The following is an 18,837-nucleotide window of genomic DNA, read 5'->3' as shown; positions in this document are numbered from 1 at the left end:
GGTCAGGGTGAAATATTATTCGCTCAGGCCCCGATTTTTTAGCATCGGTTCGATCGCCGGATCGTGCCCGCGCCACTGGCGATAAAGATCGGCCAGATCGTCACTGTTACCTCGGGATAAAATCGCCTCGCGGAAACGCTGGCCATTGGCTCGGCTTAAACCGCCCTGCTCAACAAACCATTGATAGCCATCGTCTGCCAGCATTTGCGTCCATAAATAGGCGTAATACCCGGCGGCATACCCCCCACCAAAGATGTGCGCGAAATAGCTGCTCCGGTAGCGCGGCGGCACCGCCGCCAGATCGAGTTTCTCTTTGCGAATCGCCTGTTGTTCAAAGCTGTCGACGTCTGTCACCGCCTCGCCATCAGCCAGACTATGCCAGTTCATATCCAGCAAGGCAGCGCTAAGTAACTCCGTCATCTCGTAGCCTTTGTTAAAGCGGGTTGCACGCAGCATTTTTTCGCGGAGCGCTTCCGGCATCGGCTCACCGGTTATGTGGTGTAACGCATAACGCGCAAAGACCTGCGGATGACTGGCCCAGTGCTCATTGATCTGCGAGGGAAACTCGACAAAGTCGCGTGGCGTATTGGTGCCGGAGAGCGAGGCATAACGCTGGCTGGCGAACAGACCATGCAGGGTGTGGCCAAACTCATGGAACAGGGTGATCACCTCATCCCAGGAGAGTAACGCGGCCTGACCGTCGGCAGGTTTCTGGTAATTACATACGTTATAAATGACGGGTTGTGTCGCCAGCAGCGTGGATTGTTCAATAAAATTGCCCATCCATGCACCACCGCTTTTTGAGTCACGGGCATAAAAATCACCGTAAAACAGTGCCATGCCGCTACCATCTGCGTCTAAAATCTCCCATACGCGCACATCGGGATGATAAACCGGAATATCTTTACGCTCGCGAAAACGGATGCCAAACAACTCGCTGGCTGCCCAAAACACGCCTTCGGTCAGCACCGTATTGAGCGCGAAATAGGGTTTGATTTGCGACTCATCCAGCGCGTATTTCGCCAGCCGGACCTGCTCGGCGTAAAACGCCCAGTCCCATGCCTGTGCAGAGAAACCGCCCTGCTGATCGTTGATGACTTGCTGTATATCCGCCAGTTCGCGCTCGGCGCGGGCACGCGCGGCAGGGGCAATTCCGCGCATAAACGACAGTGCAGCCTGTGGCGTTTCCGCCATTTGGTCGGCAATTTTCCAGCTGGCGAAGTCAGCAAAGCCCAGTAATTTCGCTTGTTGCGCGCGTAACGCCGCCAGCCGTAACACCAGTTCACGGGTGTCGTTGGCGTCACCGCGTTGCGTACGCAGCCAACTGGCCGTGAACAGATTCTCCCGTGTTTGCCTGTCGCGCAGCGAGGCCAGCGCCGGTTGTTGCGTGGTATTGAGTAGCGACAATAACCAGCGGTTTTCCAGCCCTTTCGCCTTTGCTGCCTCCGCCGCGACAGCCAGTTCCTGTGCGCTTAATCCATCCAGTTGATGCGCGTAATCCACCACCAGACCGCCGGCTTTGTCTGCCGCCAGGAGGCGTTGGTTAAACTGGCTGGTCAGTGTTGCGGCTTCGGTATTCAGCGCTTTAAGCGTTGTTTTATCAGCCTCCGTGAGTAACGCGCCTGCCAGCACAAAACGCTGACGGGTCGTTTCGACCAGACGCAGCGACTCGCTATCCAGCCCCAGACTTTGGCGTTGCTGCCACACGGCATCGACCCGGGCAAACAGCGTGTCATCAAGGTAGATATCATTCGCCAGCCCGGCCAGCTCCGCCGAAAACGCCTCATCCAGCTGTTGCAAATAATCATTGGTATGAGCCGAGGTCATGGCAAAAAAGACATTACATACCTGATTGAGCAACTGCCCGCTACGTTCCAGCGCCAGCAGGGTGTTATCAAAACTCGCCGCTGCCGGATCCGCTGTAATCGCCGCAATTTCGCTGCGTTTTTGCTGCATCCCCTGGTCAAACGCCGGGCGATAGTGTTGCTGCTGGATTGCATCGAACTGCGGTGCCTGATAAGGCAGCGGGCTGGGGGTAAAAAATGGATTGGTAACCGACATATTTCGCTCCTGAATGCGGTGAGTTCCTTCAGAGTAGGCATCCCCTGCGCGCATCGCAATCATTAATCTCGTCTGCGCGCATCGCCGCTTTTTTTGCCACACTCTTTTCTGGATAACTTGCGTTACCGCTTATCGGCAGCGCATGCTATGGTACATCACCACAAAAAGCGTTGAGGAACAGTGAGATGATTATTCTGGTTACCGGAGCAACAGCGGGTTTTGGCGAGGGGATCACCCGCCGTTTTATTGAAAACGGCCACAAAGTCATTGCCACAGGACGCCGTCAGGAACGTTTGCAGGAGTTAAAAGACGAACTGGGCGACAACCTGTATACGGCACAACTTGATGTGCGTAACCGCGCGGCAATTGAGGCGTTAATCACTTCTCTGCCGGCTGAGTGGCGCGACATTGATGTACTGGTCAACAACGCCGGGCTGGCGCTGGGCATGGAACCGGCGCATAAGGCCAATATCGACGACTGGGAAACAATGATCGACACCAACAATAAAGGCCTCGTTTATATGACCCGTGCGGTGTTGCCTGGTATGGTCGAGCGTAAACGCGGCCATGTGATCAACATTGGTTCTACCGCCGGGAGCTGGCCGTATGCCGGCGGCAACGTTTACGGTGCCAGTAAAGCGTTTGTGCGCCAGTTCAGCCTGAACCTGCGTACTGATCTGAATGGCACGGGCGTACGCGTGACCAATATTGAGCCGGGCCTGGTGGGCGGCACAGAGTTCTCGAATGTGCGCTTTAAAGGTGACGATAACAAAGCGAGCAAGACTTACGAGAAAACCACCGCACTGACGCCGGAAGACGTTACCGAAGCGGTTTGGTGGGTGGCCACCTTACCGAAGCACGTCAATATCAACACGCTGGAAATGATGCCTGTCAGCCAGACGTATGCGGGGCTGAGCGTGCACCGCGAAGAGTAACCCCCCGCCCGGCCTGCGGGCCGGGTATGGGATGTCGGTTAAATAAATGGTATGGTAGACAGGTTAACCCTTTAAAAAGTAAGAGCGAATGACTGCTGAAACGCAACTCAATCCCACACAACCCGTCAATCAACAAATCTACCGCATCCTTCGGCGGGATATTGTGCATTGTCTGATCCCGCCAGGCACGCCGTTATCGGAAAAAGAGGTGTCGGTTCGCTTTGATGTCTCGCGTCAACCGGTCCGCGAAGCCTTTATTAAACTGGCGGAAAACGGCCTGATCCAGATCCGCCCGCAGCGCGGCAGCTACGTGAATAAAATTTCGATGACACAGGTCCGTAACGGGTGTTTTGTGCGCCAGGCGATTGAGTGTGCCGTTGCCCGCCGTGCAGCAACGCTTGTCACAGACAGCACCTGTTATCAGTTAGAGCAAAACCTGAATCAGCAGCGCACGGCTATCGAACGCAAGCAGTTAAACGATTTTTTTGAACTGGACGATAATTTCCACCATAAGCTGGCGCAAATTGCCGATTGTCAGCTCGCCTGGGACACCATCGAAAACATTAAAGCGACCATCGACCGTGTGCGCTATATGAGTCTCGACCATGTGTCACCGCCGGAAATGCTGCTGCGCCAGCACCTGGACATTTTCGCCGCGCTGGAAAAACGCGATGCCGATGCGGTTGATCGTGCCATGACACTGCATTTGCAAGAGATCAGCGAGTCGGTGATCACCATCCGCCAGGAAAATCGCGACTGGTTCACCGAAGAGTAATTCCCCCCTCTCCTTGTCCTGCGCCGCAGACGCATTTTTTTACCGTAAAAAAGTGTGATGTTGATCAAAAGCAAAAACTTCTCGTCTCAGAGGCGTATTGATAAACAGTCCGTCGCGGGGACGTCTTCTGCCCCGGATGATTTTGCGGATGTTAACAAGGAGAAACCACCATGATGACTTATGATCGTAACCGTAACCCTATTACTGTCGGCAGCCGTGTGATGATTAATGGCACAGGCCGGACCGGTAAAATCACTGCCATTCATGCAGAGGGATTAAATGCCGCCAAAGTGCGTCGCAGTAAAACGGTGGAAGTGGAAGGATGTGAAGGCCAGTTCGAACCGGTGGAACTGATCCGCCTGGGCCTGCACTAAATGGTGAGAATGCCGCCGCGGCGGCATTCATAACGATCACAGTGCCGCAGCGTATTGCGCCACCGTTGCTTTTGCCCCTTTCTCGAGCAGCGTCTGATACGCTTTTTGCACCTGAGCCACAAACACCGCATCTTTCGGCAGTTCATTGCCAAAAATCGCTTCGATGCCTAACAGCGCCTGCACGCGCGCTTCACCCTGCGCACTGCTGCTGACCGCAGCGTTGATGGTTGGCAGCAACGGATCGCTGACTTCAATAGCCTGCCCCTTCTCGTCCACGCCGCCCACGTAACGCATCCAGCCGGCGATACCTAACGCCAACAAGGAGAAGTCGTGCTGATGAACCCGATGCCAGCGCACTGAGTCCAGCATGCGCTGCGGCAGTTTCTGGCTACCGTCCATAGCGATTTGCCAGGTACGATGGCGCAGCGCAGTATTGCTGTAGCGGGCGATCAACAAGTCGGCGTAATGCGCCAGGTCGACGCCTTTCACTTGCAGAGTTGGTGCCTGCTCTTTCAGCATTAGCGCGTGGGCAGCGCGACGGTAATTCTCGTCTTCCATGCACTCATTAATGTGCTGATAACCGGCCAGATAGCCGAGATACGCGAGGAATGAGTGGCTGCCATTGAGCATGCGCAGTTTCATCTCTTCAAACGGGATCACATCGGCTACCAGTTCGGCACCCGCTTTTTCCCAGGCCGGACGACCAGCAACAAAATTGTCTTCGATCACCCACTGGCGGAACGGTTCACAGGCCACTCCCGCCGGATCGCGCACGCCCGTCAGTTGCGCGATCTTCTCCAGCGTTTCGGCTGTCACCGCAGGCACAATGCGATCCACCATTGTGGAGGGGAAGGTGACATTCGCTTCGATCCAGTCCGCCAGATCTGCATTCACCGCGCGGGCATAAGCGCAGACAACATTGCGCGTGATATGGCCATTTTCCGGCATGTTATCGCAAGACATCACCGTAAAGGCCGGCAGGCCCGCCGCCTTACGACGCGCCAGGGCTTCAACAATCACTCCCACGGCGGATTTCGGTTGCTGTGGGTTTTGCAAATCGGCAGCAATCAATGGGTTTTCCAGTACCAGTTTCCCCGTCGCCGGAGAGTGGCAGTAGCCCTTCTCGGTGATGGTCAGCGACACAATCGCTACTTGCGGCTCACACATCGCCGCCAGCACCGTCTCCAGACCATCGACCTGGGCATGAAGCGCTCGTTTCACCACACCCACAACGCGGGCAGTCCATGCATCGGCTGACATTTCCGCCACGGTGTAGAGGTTATCCTGCTGCTTCAAATCGGCGATTTGTTGCTCGCCACCGATCAGATTCACTTCACAGTAACCCCAATCACTGCCGTGCTCTGCCGCGAGAATATCGGCATACACGGACTGGTGCGCGCGGTGAAACGCGCCAAAACCCAGGTGCACAATCCGCGTCTGCAATGCGTCGCGGTGATAGTGAGGACGTGTTGCTTTCGCGTGTAGTAACTGATTTTCCATAGTTGCGACTCGTTAATAGATAAAGCGAAAATCCCTGTCCGCAGAAGGCTGGTAGCGGTGAACGCTCCGGCCTCCTGCTGACTACATGAACTAGAATGGTAGTAAGGTGAAAAAAATTATGTCGTTCACAATACCAATTGTTGGAAGCTAAACATTGATTTACGTTAACTTTTACCGAAGTGGTGTAATACAAAAACAAAGTTATGTGACAGCATTGTGGTTTAACGACCAGGTTGTAAACCAGAATACCGCTGCGCATCTGTCACAATCTGCGGCTCGGCCGCATCTTCCAGAATATTCAAATCACGGTCGCGCACTTCCGGCATCAATACGGCAGAGAGGAGACCAATCAGTGAGTAAACGATCAGCATCACCACAATCGGCCACCAGGAACCGGTCATATTACAGAAGATCCCCGCCAGTACTGGGCCAAAACCGACCGCCACCAGACCGCCCGCTTCTTTGGAGATAGCCATACGGGTAAAACGATTCCGTGAGCCAAACATCTCCGCCATGGTGATGTTTTCCAGGGCAAACAGCCCCAGCACAGCAAAGTTATGGATGACAATCATCGACAACATGATGACGCCAGGGCTGTAGCTCTTATCGACGATAATCGACATCATCGGGTACGCGAGAATAATCGCCGAAATGCACAGGCAGATATAAGGTAAACGGCGCCCGACCTTATCAGACAACCACCCCAGCAGCGGTATGGTGAGAAAACCGATGATGGAACTGATCATCAGCGCATCGGTGGGAATACGTTTTTCAAACAGCAGGGTCTGCACCAGGTAGCCCGCCAGAAAGGTCTGGATCAGGCCAGAGTTCCCTGCCTGTCCAAAACGTAACCCGGTCGCCAGCCAGAACGACTTACTGGTAAACATCGCGCCCAGCCCCGTTTCCGCAGGCTGCGTTTTGACCGGAGCGTGATCACCTTCATGCACTTGTTCAAATACAGGGCTTTCTTTCAGGTTCATACGCAGCCAGATTGCAAAGATCATCACGACTACGCTTGCGATAAACGGCACACGCCATCCCCAGGCCAGCAGTTCAGTACGATCCAGCGTGAAGAACATCACAGCCCAAATTGCCGTTGCGCTCAGGGTGCCGCAGTTGGTGCCCATTGCCACCAGTGAAGAGATCACCCCGCGTTTCCCTTTTGGTGCATACTCCGCAAGCATAGTACCCGCGCCGGAGATTTCCGCACCGGCCCCCAGTCCCTGAATAATGCGCAACGTGACCAGTAAAACCGGCGCGAGAATACCAATTTGTGCATAGGTCGGCAGCACCCCGATAAGCGTGGTGCAAATCCCCATCATCGTAATGGTGATAAACAGCACTTTTTTACGCCCAATCCGGTCGCCCATTTTACCGAAGATAAATGCCCCGATGATACGCGCTACATACCCGGCCCCGTAGGTACCCATTGCCAGAATCAGCGCCATTGCCGCCGACTGTTCCGGGAAAAAGATCTCATGAAACACCAGCGCCGCACCGAGTGAGTAGAGCTGGAAATCCATAAATTCCAGCGCCGTCCCCAACCAGCCGGACACCGCCGCTTTTACCAGATCCGAGGTCGTTCTTTCAGCTTTAACTTGTGTCATAATCGCAATCTCGAAAAAAAGGATATGCGTACCGCTTAACCGCATTGTTATTGTATTTAATTGAACGTTAACAAGACCTTACAGCACTTGCGTTGGTCTTTTTCGAACAGTTCAATCGCATCGGTGACATGTTGATAGTGAAATTTATGCGTCACTAACCGGGTGGGATCGATAAGCCCGCGTTCCATCCAGTCGATCACCACCGGGAACTTCCCGGCATTGAGGCGCGATGAAAAAATGGATAGCTCTTTGCCGGTAATGCCCTGCTGGACAATCTGGCTGGGATCGCTGGAGAATCCCATAATCACAATGCGCGCAGCAGGTGATGCCAGCGCAATCGCTTCCTGCAAAATCGACGGATGGCAGGCAGCATCCACAATCAGTGTTGGTTTGATCCCCTTCTCTGCCAGCGCCTCCTGTAAGGATTGCTTGCTATTGTTGATAACCCAGTCCGCACCGCTGTTGCGCGCCATAGCAAGACGTTCGTCAATACGGTCTGCGACAATGACCTGCTTTACCTTGTAAACGCCTTTTAACGCCTGCACAGTGGTCAGCCCCATCGGACCTGCGCCATAAATCAGCGCAATATCCTGTTCCATAGGGTTCACCTGTCCAGTGACGTTGGCCGCAATGGTAAAAGGCTCAATCATCACTGCGTTCTCGTCAGGAATGGTTTCCGGAATGAGCCATGCATTCGCCGCCGGGACAACCGCGTATTCACTGAACCCACCATCACGGTGTACGCCCAGCACAACCAATGACGTACATACGTTTGGTTTACCAATCGAACACGGGTAGCAGTGGCCGCAGCTGATCACTGGATCAACCGACACGCGTTCACCCACTCGCTCCGGCGATACTCCCTCACCCACAGCATCAATCAGACCGAAAAATTCATGCCCGATAACGCGCGGATATTTTGCGAAGGGGTTATGCCCACGGTAGATATGGCTGTCAGAACCGCAAATTCCTGCCAGCTTCACATTGACGCGCACTTCTCCCGGCGCCGGTTGTGGTAACGGTCTGTCGGCGAGTACAAGTTGATTGGGTTGTTCTATCACCACACTTTTCATTTCGCGCTCCTCGGTTACCAGTTCCACAGGGTGCCATCTTCCAGTCTGGCGACGGGCAGATAAGCCGGATCGTAGGGGTATTTCGCCGCCTGTTTTTCATCAAACTCAATGCCCAGCCCAGGCTTGTCGCCGGGGTGCATATAGCCGTTGTCAAAACGCCAGTTATGCGGGAAGACTTCCAGCATTTGCCCGGAATAGCCCATATATTCCTGCACGCCAAAGTTTGGCACCCACAGATCGAAGTGCAGCGCGGCAGCATGACAAATTGGCGACAAATCAGACGGACCGTGCGATCCCGTGCGTACCTGGTAGAGTGAGGCAAAATCGGCAATACGGCGCATTCCCGTGATCCCGCCGGCATGGGTAATGGTGGTGCGGATATAGTCGATCAGTTGCTCTTCAATAAGCTGCTTGCAATCCCAGATGCTGTTAAACACCTCACCAACGGCAATTGGGGTGACGGTATGCTGGCGTATCAGACGGAAGCATTCCTGATTTTCCGCCGGGGTAGGATCTTCCATCCAGAACAGGCGGTACGCTTCAATACTTTTGCCAAAGCGCGCTGCTTCAATCGGCGTCAGGCGGTGGTGCATGTCGTGTAGCAGATGCTCATTAAAGCCAAATTTACTGCGCACGGCGTCAAACAGCTTCGGCGTAAAATCGAGGTATTTTTCGGTCGACCAGAGCTGCTCTTCCGGCCACTGGCCTTTGGTGGCTGGCTCGTAGGCCTGGCCTTTGCCCTTTGCCATTCCATAGGTGGTTTTCATCCCCGGCACACCGCACTGGACGCGAATCGCTTTGAAACCCATCTCTTTATGACGGGCGTAATCGTCCAGCACTTCGTCAATGGAATGGCCTGTAGTGTGGCAGTAGACCATTACCCCCTCGCGCGAGGCGCCGCCCAGTAACTGATAGAGCGGCATATTGGCCGCTTTGGCTTTGATATCCCATAACGCCATGTCGATAGCGGAAATTGCCGACATGGTCACCGGGCCGCGACGCCAGTACGCGCCTTTATAGAAAAATTGCCAGATATCCTCGATGCGGTGTGCATCGCGCCCAATCAGCTGCGGGCAGAGGTGATCTTTCAGATAGGACGCGACAGACAGTTCGCGGCCGTTAAGAGTGGCATCGCCCAGCCCGACAATGCCTTCATCCGTGGTGATTTTTAAGGTGACAAAATTGCGCCCAGGACAGGTAACAAAGACTTCAGCCCCTATGATTTTCATTCCGCGATTCCTTACATCGTTTAACGTGATGCCGGGAATTTACTCGCCTGAGCTACTACCATACAAGTATATCGATCAAAAAAGCGGCTGATGATCACAAAAAATCCGCCGCTATACGCGCCCCCATCCGGCAACAATGATTAACATACCGCACAAGGCTACCACCGCGCCGAGCCAGTCATACGCGCTCAACTTGACGCCATCAACCACGCGCAGCCAGAGTAGCGCCGTACAGACATAGACGCCGCCATAAGCAGCATATACCCGGCCGCTGGCAGCGGGGTGCAACGTCAGCAACCAGACAAACATCACCAGCGCCAGCGCTGCGGGTGCCAGCAGTAACGGGCTGGCACCGCGTTTTAGCCATAACCAGGGGAGGAAGCAACCAAGGATTTCGCACAAGGCAGTGGCAAAGAAAAGAAGGGTCGTTTTGAGCATTTTCGGCACGTTTATTCAATCACGGTTGAACCATCATACATGATAATGCTCTGACTACTGTTCTCCCTGACTATTCGCCATGCCCGGGATGGCTTAGAATAAACAGGTACGTCTTTTGTTTATCCCATATAAGGAAATCGCAATGACAACTCCACTTAGCAAACGCCTGTGCCTCACCGCAATGCTGACGCTGGGTGCCATCGTGTACACCACTTCTGCACTGGCTGAAACAAACCGTCTGGTGATTGAATCCGGCGATAACGCGCAAAGCCGCCAGAACGCCGCGATGGAAAAAGAGCAATGGAATGACACCCGCAGTCTGCGCCATAAGGTCAACAAACGCGCAGAAAAAGAGTGGGACAAAACCGACGTTGCATTCGATGCGCAAGATAACTGCCAGAAGAGCACTAACGTCAATGCTTACTGGGAACCCAATACCTTACGCTGCCTCGATCGCCGCACCGGTCGCCAAATCCAGTAACCTGTTTGGGCGCCTTCAGCGCCCGCTTCCCTCTTCGCAAAAGGATTGCCTGTGAGTGACAATCATCCTGTCCGCCTGCGCCCGCTTGAGCGCGAGGATCTGCGTTTCGTCCATCAGCTTGATAACAATGCCAGCGTGATGCGCTACTGGTTCGAAGAACCCTACGAAGCCTTCGTTGAGCTGTCGGATCTGTACGATAAACATATTCACGATCAGAGCGAACGCCGGTTTGTCGTTGAGAGTAACGGCGAAAAAGCCGGTTTGGTGGAACTGGTAGAGATCAATCACGTTCACCGCCGGGCAGAGTTTCAGATCATCATTTCACCCGAACATCAGGGGAAAGGGCTGGCGACCAAAGCGGCAAAACTGGCGATGGATTACGGCTTTACCGTGCTCAATCTCTACAAGCTTTATCTCGTCGTCGATAAGGAAAATGAGAAAGCGATTCACATCTATCGCAAGCTGGGGTTTGAAGTGGAAGGCGAGTTAATTCACGAGTTCTTTATTAATGGCGAATATCGCAACACTATTCGCATGTGCCTGTTCCAGCACCAGTACCTGGCCGAACATAAAACCGGCGCGACATTGTTAAAACCCACCGCGCAGTAAGCGCGGTGGTTGCAGCATCAATAATATTCGATGGTATTTTTGATGCTGAATTTATGCTCCACAACAGGCGTAACACTCTCGTCACGTGTGACAAGGCTGCAGCTCACCGGGTTGTCGTGGCTATCGTAGTCGCAGGTCTGTTTCACCTCGCCGAGCGGTTTATCATTCAGCGTGCTGACTGCGGTGTAATCCAGTTTTTTGCGTTTGTCTTTCGACGGCGTAGACGCCACCGTCAGGTGCGCATCTTTTGAGGTGGTGGATTTACCCAGCGGATAGCCTTCCTCGTCGTAGCGGTATTTCACTTCCATCTCTTTGCCGCGCGCCAGCACAATAAAACCGTTATCGTCGGTATCCCAGGTAACGCCCGCCGCCGGAAACTCCGCTAACTGGCATTTGCCTTGCAAGCGCAGACGTTTTTCCTGCGATTCCGCATCAATATAATAATTGGCATCCAGCACCAGTGACACGCCGCTGTTATTCTCCACATCGTGCAGTTCCAGCTTATCGAAACAGCCCTCTTTCGACAGCGTGCCGGTGACGCGTTTAGCGACCTCGCCCTTTTCATTTAGCAACGTCTGGCTGAAATCTTTAACCGGGCCGCGCAGCGGATCAAAATCAAATTCATTGGAAAAGCTGGCCATTTCTGGCGTATACGAGACAGGTCCTTTAGCGTCGTCACACCCGGCAATCAGAGCCGCCAGCGCGATAACCAATAGCTGTTTTTTCAACGGGTTCACCACATTTTTCTTTTGTATTGCGCTTATAGTAGCAAATCCTTTCTAAGATAGGGCAATCACATCGTGACTTACCGGTTTAATGCGCCCTCAATGCCATAAAGGAGTACCCTGCTCCGGCAATGCCAATCATTAGTAATATCAACGACGATAGCCGGGCAAAGCGGTAGCTTTGCGTGACGGGTAACCAGCGTTTGATGGCGATGATATAGAGCGATAACACGCTAAAATCAAGCAGGATCCACAGTGTCGAAAGAATCGTCACGCTGGCGATAAAATCGCGGGTTATGGCAATAAATTGCGGGAAAAAAGCGATAAAAAAAAGGATATCCTTCGGGTTTGCCATTCCGGTCATAAAACCCTGAAAAAAGCCTCCCTGTGCGTTACCTTTTCGCGGCTCTGCGGCGCCCTGGCGTAACGCCGTTAGCGAACTGGCGGTGATAAATAATGATCCGCCCAGAGCAACCATATTGAGTAAGAACGGTGAGAGCGAAACCGCGCCCGCGAGAACCATGATCGCCAGCGCAATCAGCACCAGCGAAGCAAGGTGCGTCCCCAGCGCGGTCAAAAAGGCACGGGCATAGCTGCCCCGTGCTGCCGTACCGCTAACCAGCAACACCACTGGCCCGGGTGTAAATAGCAGTGTTAAGACAGCGGCGATATACGCCCACAGCAGCAATACGTTGACTGGCGGCATCTTTCTCTCCTGGCGGTTTTGCGTTGAGTATCCGCCAAATTCAGTGGCTTGAAAAACGAGTAAAAGTGCCGTTATATGCGGCTTAAAACTCACAATTGACACCACAACATGAACCAGACCATGCCGCCGCTTTACGCCTTACGTGCATTCTCCGTAGCCGCTCAAATGAACTCCTTTAGTCAGGCCGCACTTTTTCTCAACGTCACGCCAGGCGCGATCAGTCGGCATATTCGCACACTGGAGGCGTGGTTTGAGTGCCGTCTGTTTAAGCGACACGGCCCTAAAATCCGCCTGACAGACGCGGGCCAGCAACTGGCTGCGCGCCTGCAGGAAGGGTTTATGCAGCTGGAAAACGCCTGCCAGACGCTGCGCCGCAACCACCGCCAGCTGCGGCTGAAAGCGCCCTCGACACTGACCATGCGCTGGCTTTTAAATCAGTTAGGCGAGTTTCGCGCTCATCACAGTACGCCAGTCATTGAGATCAGCAGCGTCTGGATGGATATAGACGTGGTGGATTTCCGTACAGAGCCTTTTGATTGCGCTATTTTGCTTGGCGATGGCCGGTTCGGCGAACACACCCAGAGTTTACGCTTGTTTGATGAGTACCTTATCCCGTTCTGCGCCCCGGCTTTGCTGGCCCCGGCGCAAAACAACCTGGCGCAATGCACGCTTATTCACCCATCGCGGGATCGGCGCGACTGGCGACGCTGGCTGGCGGGCACCGGGCAATTCCCCCACCTCAATCTCACGGAGGGCCTGCTCTTTGACACCCTCGAACAGGGGCTTCAGGCCGCGATCGGCGGTCACGGTGTGACCATTGGCGATGTGCTGTTAAGCCAGCAGGCCCTGGCGCAAAATCTGCTGGCGATCCCGTACCCTCAGGCAATCACAACCGGTGACAGCTACTGGCTGGTATGGCCGAAAGATTCGCCCCGCCTCAGTAACATTGCTTTGCTTGGTGAGTTTCTGCTCGCGAGAACGCCGTCAACCCTGCCTGAGGGCATTGCCTGCGACGCCGCCTTCATCAGATGATTCAGAGATTTACCTTGTCACGGCGCCAGAGGTGCTAAGCTTAGGGCGGGCATTTAAAAGGAGATGAAGATGCAATATAAACGTTGGTTTTGTGCGTTACTGCTGGTGGGATCGCTTCCTGCTGTTGCTGCACCGGACTCCTGCGAGCGCGTCAAAACGGATATCCAGCAGCGCATCATTAATAACGGTGTCCCGGAATCGGGTTTCAGCCTGACGATTGTGCCGAATGACCAGGCCGATCAGACGGGCGCTCAGGTTGTCGGTCACTGCGCTAATGACAGTTATAAAATTCTTTATACCCGCACCAATGGCGCTGCCCCGCAGGGCGAACAGAGCGCCGGCTCGCAATAACTCTTTCCCCCTGAATATCAGGGGGATCTCCCTCGACTTGATCGTGATTAAGACTTTTCTACCCCCTGCTGGGTAGGATGACCCCATTATTAGCCTGCTTTTAATACCGCAGGTAATTTCTTTTATAAATAATAATGGAGTGAGCTATGTCTGAAAGCGAACACAGCGGCGGCATCAGCCGACGAACGCTGGTGAAGTCGACCGCCCTCGGGTCGCTGGCACTGGCAGCAGGAAGTTTTCATCTCCCTTTTGGTATGCGTTCCGCTGCCGCTGCCGTGCAACAAGCCATGCAGCCCGCAACGGACAAAGTGGTGTGGGGAGCCTGTTCGGTCAACTGTGGAAGCCGCTGCGCACTGCGGTTGCATGTGCGGGATGATGAAGTCTACTGGGTAGAAACCGACAACACCGGCGACGATCACTATGGCAACCACCAGGTTCGCGCCTGCCTGCGCGGGCGTTCTATTCGTCGGCGGATTAATCACCCCGATCGCCTGAATTACCCGATGAAACGCGTCGGTAAGCGCGGTGAAGGCAAGTTCGAGCGCATCAGTTGGGACGAAGCGCTGGACACCATTGCTAACAGCTTAAAAGGCGTGGTGCAGAAATACGGCAATGAGGCCGTGTACATTAATTATTCGTCCGGCATCGTCGGCGGCAACATCACCCGCTCCTCGCCTTCCGCCTCTATTATTGCCCGCCTGATGGCAATGTACGGCGGCTTCCTTGGGCAATATGGCACCTACAGCACGGCGCAGATCGCCTGCGCCATGCCTTACACGTACGGTTCCAACGAAGGCAATAGCACCTCAGATATTGAAAACACCAGGTTGGTGGTGATGTTCGGCAACAACCCGGCTGAAACCCGTATGAGCGGCGGTGGCATCACCTGGTTTCTTGAGCAAGCGCGGGAACGTTCGAATGCACGTATGGTGGTGATTGATCCGCGCTACACCGATACCGCCGCCGGGCGCGAAGATGAGTGGATACCGATCCGTCCCGGCACCGATGCCGCACTGGTGGCGGGAATGGCCTGGGTGTTGATCACGGAAAATCTTGTCGATCAACCGTTTCTTGATACCTATTGCGTTGGTTACGACGAGAAAACCCTGCCGGCAGACGCGCCGGCAAATGGCCATTACAAAGCATACATACTGGGCCAGGGCGATGACGGCGTCGCGAAAACGCCGCAGTGGGCATCTCAAATAACCGGTATTCCGGCGGACAAAATCATTAAGCTGGCCCGTGAAATCGGCGCCAGCAAACCGGCTTATATTTGCCAGGGATGGGGGCCGCAACGGCAGGCGAATGGCGAATTGACCTCGCGCGCGATCGCCATGTTGCCTATCCTGACCGGTAACGTCGGAATTAATGGCGGCAACAGTGGCGCACGTGAGTCGACCTACACCATTACCATTGAACGCATGCCGATGCCGGAAAACCCGGTCAAAACGGCAATCTCCTGTTTCAGTTGGACTGACGCCATTGCCCGCGGCCCGGAAATGACCGCTACCCGCGACGGTGTACGCGGTAAAGATAAACTGGATGTGCCGATAAAATTTATCTGGAACTACGCCGGTAACACCCTTACTAATCAGCATGGGGATATCAACAAAACCCACGATATCCTGCAGGATGACAGTAAATGCGAAATGATAGTGGTCATTGAGAACTTTATGACCTCATCAGCTATGTATGCCGATATTCTGCTGCCCGATTTAATGACCGTTGAGCAGGAGGACATTATTCCCAATGATTACGCCGGTAATATGGGCTATCTGATTTTCCTGCAACCCGTCACCCGCGCTAAATTCGAGCGAAAACCCATCTACTGGATCACCAGTGAAATCGCCCGTCGTCTGGGGCCGGATATTTACCAGCGCTTTACTGAAGGCCGCACGCAGGAGGAGTGGCTGAAATATCTGTATGCCAAAATGGTTGCCAAAGATCCGCAGCTTCCCGCTTACGAGGCGCTGAAAGCGATGGGGATTTATAAGCGTAAAGATCCGAACGGTCACTTTGTTGCCTATAAAAAATTCCGCGATGATCCGCAGGCCAACCCATTGAAAACCCCCTCCGGTAAAATCGAGATCTACTCCAGTCGGCTGGCGCAGATTGCCAATACATGGGAGCTGGAAAAAGACGAAGTCATCAGCCCGTTACCGGTTTACGCCTCCACCTTCGAAGGCTGGGACTCCCCGGCGCGCAAACACTACCCGCTGCAACTCTTCGGCTTTCACTACAAAGCCCGCACGCACTCCAGCTACGGCAACATCGATGTTCTCAAAGAAGCCTGCCGCCAGGAGGTGTGGCTCAATCCGATTGATGCGCAACAGCGCGGTATTGCCAATGGCGATCTGGTGCGCGTGTTTAACGAACGCGGCGAAGTGCGTATTGCCGCCAAAGTCACGCCGCGCATTATGCCGGGCGTCAGCGCGATGGGCCAGGGTGCATGGCACCAGGCCAGCATGGACGGCGATCGCGTCGACCACGGCGGCTGCGTGAATACGCTGACCACCCATCGCCCTTCGCCGCTGGCAAAAGGCAATCCGCAGCATACCAATCTGGTCGAGATCGAAAAGGTTTAAGGAGTAACCGATGACAACGCAGTATGGTTTTTTTATTGATTCTGCCCGCTGCACCGGTTGCAAAACCTGTGAGCTGGCCTGTAAGGATTATAAAGACTTAACGCCGGATGTCAGCTTTCGCCGGGTGTATGAATATGCGGGTGGTAACTGGCAGGAAGATAACGGAGTCTGGCAGCAAAATGTATTTGCGTATTACCTCTCAATCTCTTGCAACCATTGTGACGATCCCGCCTGTACCAAAGTCTGCCCGAGCGGCGCAATGCACAAACGCGAAGACGGTTTTGTGGTGGTAGATGAAGATGTCTGCATCGGGTGCCGTTATTGCCATATGGCCTGCCCGTATGGCGCACCGCAATATAACGCCGCCAAAGGCCATATGACCAAGTGCGACGGTTGCTACGACCGCGTCGCTAAGGGGCTTAAACCGATATGTGTTGAATCCTGCCCTTTACGTGCGCTCGACTTTGGCCCGATCGATACACTACGCAAACAGCACGGCGAGCTGGCGGCGATCGCGCCGTTCCCGGCCTCGCACTTTACCCGGCCAAATATCGTCATTAAACCCAACGCCAACAGCCGCCCAACCGGGGACACAACCGGTTATCTGGCCAACCCTCAGGAGGTATAAAATGGGAAACGGATGGCATGAATGGCCTCTGGTACTGTTTACCGTACTCGGTCAGTGCGTGGCAGGTGGGCTTATTGTAACCGGTCTTGGCTGGATGGCGGCAAAAGCGGATAACGTTGGGCAGATACGCATTGTCCGCAGCATGTTTTTGCTCTGGTTGTTGATGGGGATCGGTTTTCTTGCCTCAATGATGCACCTTGGCTCGCCGCTGCGGGCCTTTAACTCCCTGAACCGCATTGGCGCATCGGCGCTCAGTAATGAGATTGCCGCCGGATCGTTGTTTTTTGCCGTGGGCGGCATCTGGTGGTTATTGAGCTGGCTGGGAAAAATGCCTGCGCAATTAGGGCGCAGCTGGCTGATTATCAGCATGTTGCTGGGTGTGCTGTTTGTTTGGGCGATGACCCGGGTTTACCAGATTGACACGGTACCGACCTGGCACAACGGCTATACCACCGCCGGGTTCTTTCTGACGATGCTGGTGGGCGGGCCACTCCTGGCCGCGCTGCTGCTGCGCCTGTCGGGGGTGCGTTTTCCTGCCGCACAGTTTGCTGCTGTCAGCGTTGCCGCCCTTGTTGCCAGTTGTGCGCTGGTCATGCTGCAAAGCGGTCAACTCGGCACGATCCACAGTTCGGTGCAGCCGGCCGTTACGCTGGTTCCGGATTACAGCATGTTACAGGTGTGGCGTCTTATCCTGCTGACGCTGGGCCTGGGCTGTTGGATCTGCCCGCTGACGCGGCGTAAACAACCGCGTGTACTCAGTCTGCTGGCTGGCATCATGCTGGTGGTTGCAGGAGAAGTTCTCGGCCGCGGCCTCTTTTACGGGCTGCACATGACCGTCGGCGTTGCCGTCGCGGGTTAAACGCAGGAGCCGGAGAAGGGCTTACGCCTTTTCCGGCCTGCAACAACATCAATGGGGATACCATGACAGAGACCTCCCGCGAATCGTTTATTTTCACCGCCCGGGTGCTCGGGGCGCTGTTTTACTATCCGCCGGATAGCGAACCGGCGACGCCGCTGATTGCGGCGTTTACCCAGGGGGCATGGGCGACGCAGTGGCCCCTGCCGTCACACGCACTTGCCCCGCTGATGGCGGGCTTTACCGCACACTGTGAAGAGCCGCTGGCCGCAAGCTGGCAGCGACTGCTGATTGGCCCGCTGGCGCTGCCCGCTCCGCCGTGGGGATCGGTATGGCTGGACAAAGAGAGCGTGCTGTTTGGCGACTCCACACTGGCGTTACGCCAGTGGATGCGGGACAACGATATTGCTTTTCAGCGTCAGCAGGACGAACCGGAAGACCACTTCGGCGCATTGCTACTCATGGCGGCCTGGCTTGCCGAACAAGGCAACATCCCGGCCTGTGACCAGTTACTGGCCTGGCATTTACTCCCGTGGTCAGGCCGCTTTCTTCATGTGTTTAGCGAAGAAGCCCGGCACCCCTTCTGGCACGCGCTTGGCCAGCTTGCGCAGCTGACGTTAGTGGACTGGCAGTCCCGTTTACTGGTCCCGGTCGCGCAAAAATCCCTCTTTCGTTAACGGCAATCCCGGTCAACCTGACCGGGATTGCCCTGCTATGGCGATACATTTGTGACGGCGTCACTTTTAATCTTCTCTTTTAAGACAATTCTTTACTTTATGTATACAGCCTTGACGCCATAAGGGTTGGTTCAAATTCACCGCGCCGCTTCGCTTACCGAAAATCAAACTGTTAACTGGAATCCTTCCCAGGCG

19 protein-coding genes are annotated in these 18,837 nt (G+C 54.5%); 11 read left to right on the top strand and 8 right to left on the bottom strand.

The genetic code is table 11. The features are described 5' to 3' along the window. Positions 1–15 precede the first annotated feature (15 nt). Entirely contained in the window at positions 16–2,061 is a 2,046-nt protein-coding gene (gene dcp, locus RTX30_RS01760) for a peptidyl-dipeptidase Dcp (protein ID WP_312686217.1), read from the bottom strand. Between the two features lie 185 nt (positions 2,062–2,246). Between dcp and ydfG the strand changes: the two genes are divergently transcribed. From ydfG to ydfZ, 3 genes are all read left to right on the top strand, one after another. After that, positions 2,247–2,996 (top strand): bifunctional NADP-dependent 3-hydroxy acid dehydrogenase/3-hydroxypropionate dehydrogenase YdfG, encoded by a 750-nt coding sequence (gene ydfG, locus RTX30_RS01755; protein ID WP_312686215.1) that lies wholly within the window; start codon positions 2,247–2,249, stop codon positions 2,994–2,996. Positions 2,997–3,084: 88 nt separating this feature from the next. Beyond that, positions 3,085–3,771: a GntR family transcriptional regulator gene (locus tag RTX30_RS01750; RefSeq protein WP_312686213.1), complete on the top strand. Its 687-nt coding sequence runs from the start codon at positions 3,085–3,087 to the stop codon at positions 3,769–3,771. 170 nt (positions 3,772–3,941) lie between these two features. Continuing rightward, positions 3,942–4,145 (top strand): putative selenium delivery protein YdfZ, encoded by a 204-nt coding sequence (gene ydfZ, locus RTX30_RS01745; protein ID WP_312686211.1) that lies wholly within the window; start codon positions 3,942–3,944, stop codon positions 4,143–4,145. Between the two features lie 36 nt (positions 4,146–4,181). Here the strand turns inward: ydfZ and RTX30_RS01740 are convergent, their stop codons facing one another. From RTX30_RS01740 to RTX30_RS01720, 5 genes are all read right to left on the bottom strand, one after another. Next, entirely contained in the window at positions 4,182–5,645 is a 1,464-nt protein-coding gene (locus RTX30_RS01740) for a fructuronate reductase (protein ID WP_312686209.1), read from the bottom strand. 221 nt (positions 5,646–5,866) lie between these two features. Further along, a complete protein-coding gene (locus RTX30_RS01735; RefSeq protein WP_312686205.1) occupies positions 5,867–7,252 on the bottom strand; it encodes an MFS transporter in 1,386 nt (461 codons plus the stop codon). Between the two features lie 56 nt (positions 7,253–7,308). Further along, a complete protein-coding gene (locus RTX30_RS01730; RefSeq protein WP_312686203.1) occupies positions 7,309–8,325 on the bottom strand; it encodes a Zn-dependent oxidoreductase in 1,017 nt (338 codons plus the stop codon). A gap of 14 nt (positions 8,326–8,339) precedes the next feature. Continuing rightward, the gene (gene rspA / locus RTX30_RS01725) at positions 8,340–9,554 is read right to left on the bottom strand and encodes a starvation-sensing protein RspA (RefSeq protein WP_312686201.1); all 1,215 of its coding nucleotides are present in this window, start codon (positions 9,552–9,554) and stop codon (positions 8,340–8,342) included. 111 nt (positions 9,555–9,665) lie between these two features. Beyond that, positions 9,666–9,992, bottom strand: a complete 327-nt coding sequence (locus tag RTX30_RS01720; protein ID WP_312686199.1) for a YnfA family protein — start codon at positions 9,990–9,992, stop codon at positions 9,666–9,668. Between the two features lie 142 nt (positions 9,993–10,134). On the opposite strand from RTX30_RS01720, the gene RTX30_RS01715 reads away from it, so the two are divergent. Together RTX30_RS01715 and speG are read left to right on the top strand one after the other, a co-directional pair. After that, the gene (locus tag RTX30_RS01715; protein WP_312686197.1) at positions 10,135–10,473 is read left to right on the top strand and encodes a DUF1283 family protein; all 339 of its coding nucleotides are present in this window, start codon (positions 10,135–10,137) and stop codon (positions 10,471–10,473) included. A gap of 51 nt (positions 10,474–10,524) precedes the next feature. After that, positions 10,525–11,082: a spermidine N1-acetyltransferase gene (speG, locus tag RTX30_RS01710; protein ID WP_312686195.1), complete on the top strand. Its 558-nt coding sequence runs from the start codon at positions 10,525–10,527 to the stop codon at positions 11,080–11,082. A 17-nt stretch (positions 11,083–11,099) separates the two neighbouring features. Here the strand turns inward: speG and RTX30_RS01705 are convergent, their stop codons facing one another. Next, a complete protein-coding gene (locus RTX30_RS01705; protein WP_312686806.1) occupies positions 11,100–11,810 on the bottom strand; it encodes a YnfC family lipoprotein in 711 nt (236 codons plus the stop codon). Between the two features lie 85 nt (positions 11,811–11,895). Next, entirely contained in the window at positions 11,896–12,513 is a 618-nt protein-coding gene (locus RTX30_RS01700; protein ID WP_312686193.1) for a LysE family translocator, read from the bottom strand. 108 nt (positions 12,514–12,621) lie between these two features. On the opposite strand from RTX30_RS01700, the gene RTX30_RS01695 reads away from it, so the two are divergent. From RTX30_RS01695 to dmsD, 6 genes are all read left to right on the top strand, one after another. Beyond that, positions 12,622–13,545 (top strand): LysR substrate-binding domain-containing protein, encoded by a 924-nt coding sequence (locus tag RTX30_RS01695; protein WP_312686191.1) that lies wholly within the window; start codon positions 12,622–12,624, stop codon positions 13,543–13,545. Between the two features lie 69 nt (positions 13,546–13,614). Beyond that, on the top strand, positions 13,615–13,896 hold the full coding sequence (locus RTX30_RS01690; RefSeq protein ID WP_312686189.1) for a DUF1161 domain-containing protein: 282 nt from the start codon (positions 13,615–13,617) through the stop codon (positions 13,894–13,896). Positions 13,897–14,042: 146 nt separating this feature from the next. Further along, positions 14,043–16,481: a selenate/tellurate reductase subunit YnfE gene (ynfE, locus tag RTX30_RS01685; protein ID WP_312686187.1), complete on the top strand. Its 2,439-nt coding sequence runs from the start codon at positions 14,043–14,045 to the stop codon at positions 16,479–16,481. A gap of 10 nt (positions 16,482–16,491) precedes the next feature. Continuing rightward, positions 16,492–17,109, top strand: coding sequence for a DMSO/selenate family reductase complex B subunit (locus RTX30_RS01680; RefSeq protein ID WP_312686185.1), 618 nt, complete (start codon positions 16,492–16,494; stop codon positions 17,107–17,109). 1 nt (position 17,110) lies between these two features. Continuing rightward, entirely contained in the window at positions 17,111–17,968 is an 858-nt protein-coding gene (locus RTX30_RS01675; protein WP_312686183.1) for a dimethyl sulfoxide reductase anchor subunit family protein, read from the top strand. 62 nt (positions 17,969–18,030) lie between these two features. Next, positions 18,031–18,642, top strand: coding sequence for a Tat proofreading chaperone DmsD (gene dmsD / locus RTX30_RS01670; protein ID WP_312686181.1), 612 nt, complete (start codon positions 18,031–18,033; stop codon positions 18,640–18,642). Positions 18,643–18,837: the final 195 nt, after the last annotated feature.

Origin of the sequence: Kosakonia sp., from assembly GCF_032052965.1 — a bacterium.
Lineage (GTDB): Bacteria > Pseudomonadota > Gammaproteobacteria > Enterobacterales > Enterobacteriaceae > Kosakonia.
Note: the sequence above shows the minus strand (reverse complement) of the source record. Positions and strands in the feature narration are given on the sequence as shown.

What these genes read in the sequence shown, in the direction of transcription:
- RTX30_RS01740 (WP_312686209.1), bottom strand. Translation starts at nt 5,645, where the DNA reads ATGGAAAATCAGTTACTACACGCGAAAGCAACACGTCCTCACTATCAC.
- RTX30_RS01735 (WP_312686205.1), bottom strand. Translation starts at nt 7,252, where the DNA reads ATGACACAAGTTAAAGCTGAAAGAACGACCTCGGATCTGGTAAAAGCG.
- RTX30_RS01750 (WP_312686213.1), top strand. Translation starts at nt 3,085, where the DNA reads ATGACTGCTGAAACGCAACTCAATCCCACACAACCCGTCAATCAACAA.
- RTX30_RS01715 (WP_312686197.1), top strand. Translation starts at nt 10,135, where the DNA reads ATGACAACTCCACTTAGCAAACGCCTGTGCCTCACCGCAATGCTGACG.
- dcp (WP_312686217.1), bottom strand. Translation starts at nt 2,061, where the DNA reads ATGTCGGTTACCAATCCATTTTTTACCCCCAGCCCGCTGCCTTATCAG.
- rspA (WP_312686201.1), bottom strand. Translation starts at nt 9,554, where the DNA reads ATGAAAATCATAGGGGCTGAAGTCTTTGTTACCTGTCCTGGGCGCAAT.
- RTX30_RS01675 (WP_312686183.1), top strand. Translation starts at nt 17,111, where the DNA reads ATGGGAAACGGATGGCATGAATGGCCTCTGGTACTGTTTACCGTACTC.
- dmsD (WP_312686181.1), top strand. Translation starts at nt 18,031, where the DNA reads ATGACAGAGACCTCCCGCGAATCGTTTATTTTCACCGCCCGGGTGCTC.
- ynfE (WP_312686187.1), top strand. Translation starts at nt 14,043, where the DNA reads ATGTCTGAAAGCGAACACAGCGGCGGCATCAGCCGACGAACGCTGGTG.
- RTX30_RS01690 (WP_312686189.1), top strand. Translation starts at nt 13,615, where the DNA reads ATGCAATATAAACGTTGGTTTTGTGCGTTACTGCTGGTGGGATCGCTT.
- RTX30_RS01695 (WP_312686191.1), top strand. Translation starts at nt 12,622, where the DNA reads ATGAACCAGACCATGCCGCCGCTTTACGCCTTACGTGCATTCTCCGTA.
- RTX30_RS01720 (WP_312686199.1), bottom strand. Translation starts at nt 9,992, where the DNA reads ATGCTCAAAACGACCCTTCTTTTCTTTGCCACTGCCTTGTGCGAAATC.
- ydfZ (WP_312686211.1), top strand. Translation starts at nt 3,942, where the DNA reads ATGATGACTTATGATCGTAACCGTAACCCTATTACTGTCGGCAGCCGT.
- ydfG (WP_312686215.1), top strand. Translation starts at nt 2,247, where the DNA reads ATGATTATTCTGGTTACCGGAGCAACAGCGGGTTTTGGCGAGGGGATC.
- RTX30_RS01730 (WP_312686203.1), bottom strand. Translation starts at nt 8,325, where the DNA reads ATGAAAAGTGTGGTGATAGAACAACCCAATCAACTTGTACTCGCCGAC.
- RTX30_RS01680 (WP_312686185.1), top strand. Translation starts at nt 16,492, where the DNA reads ATGACAACGCAGTATGGTTTTTTTATTGATTCTGCCCGCTGCACCGGT.
- RTX30_RS01700 (WP_312686193.1), bottom strand. Translation starts at nt 12,513, where the DNA reads ATGCCGCCAGTCAACGTATTGCTGCTGTGGGCGTATATCGCCGCTGTC.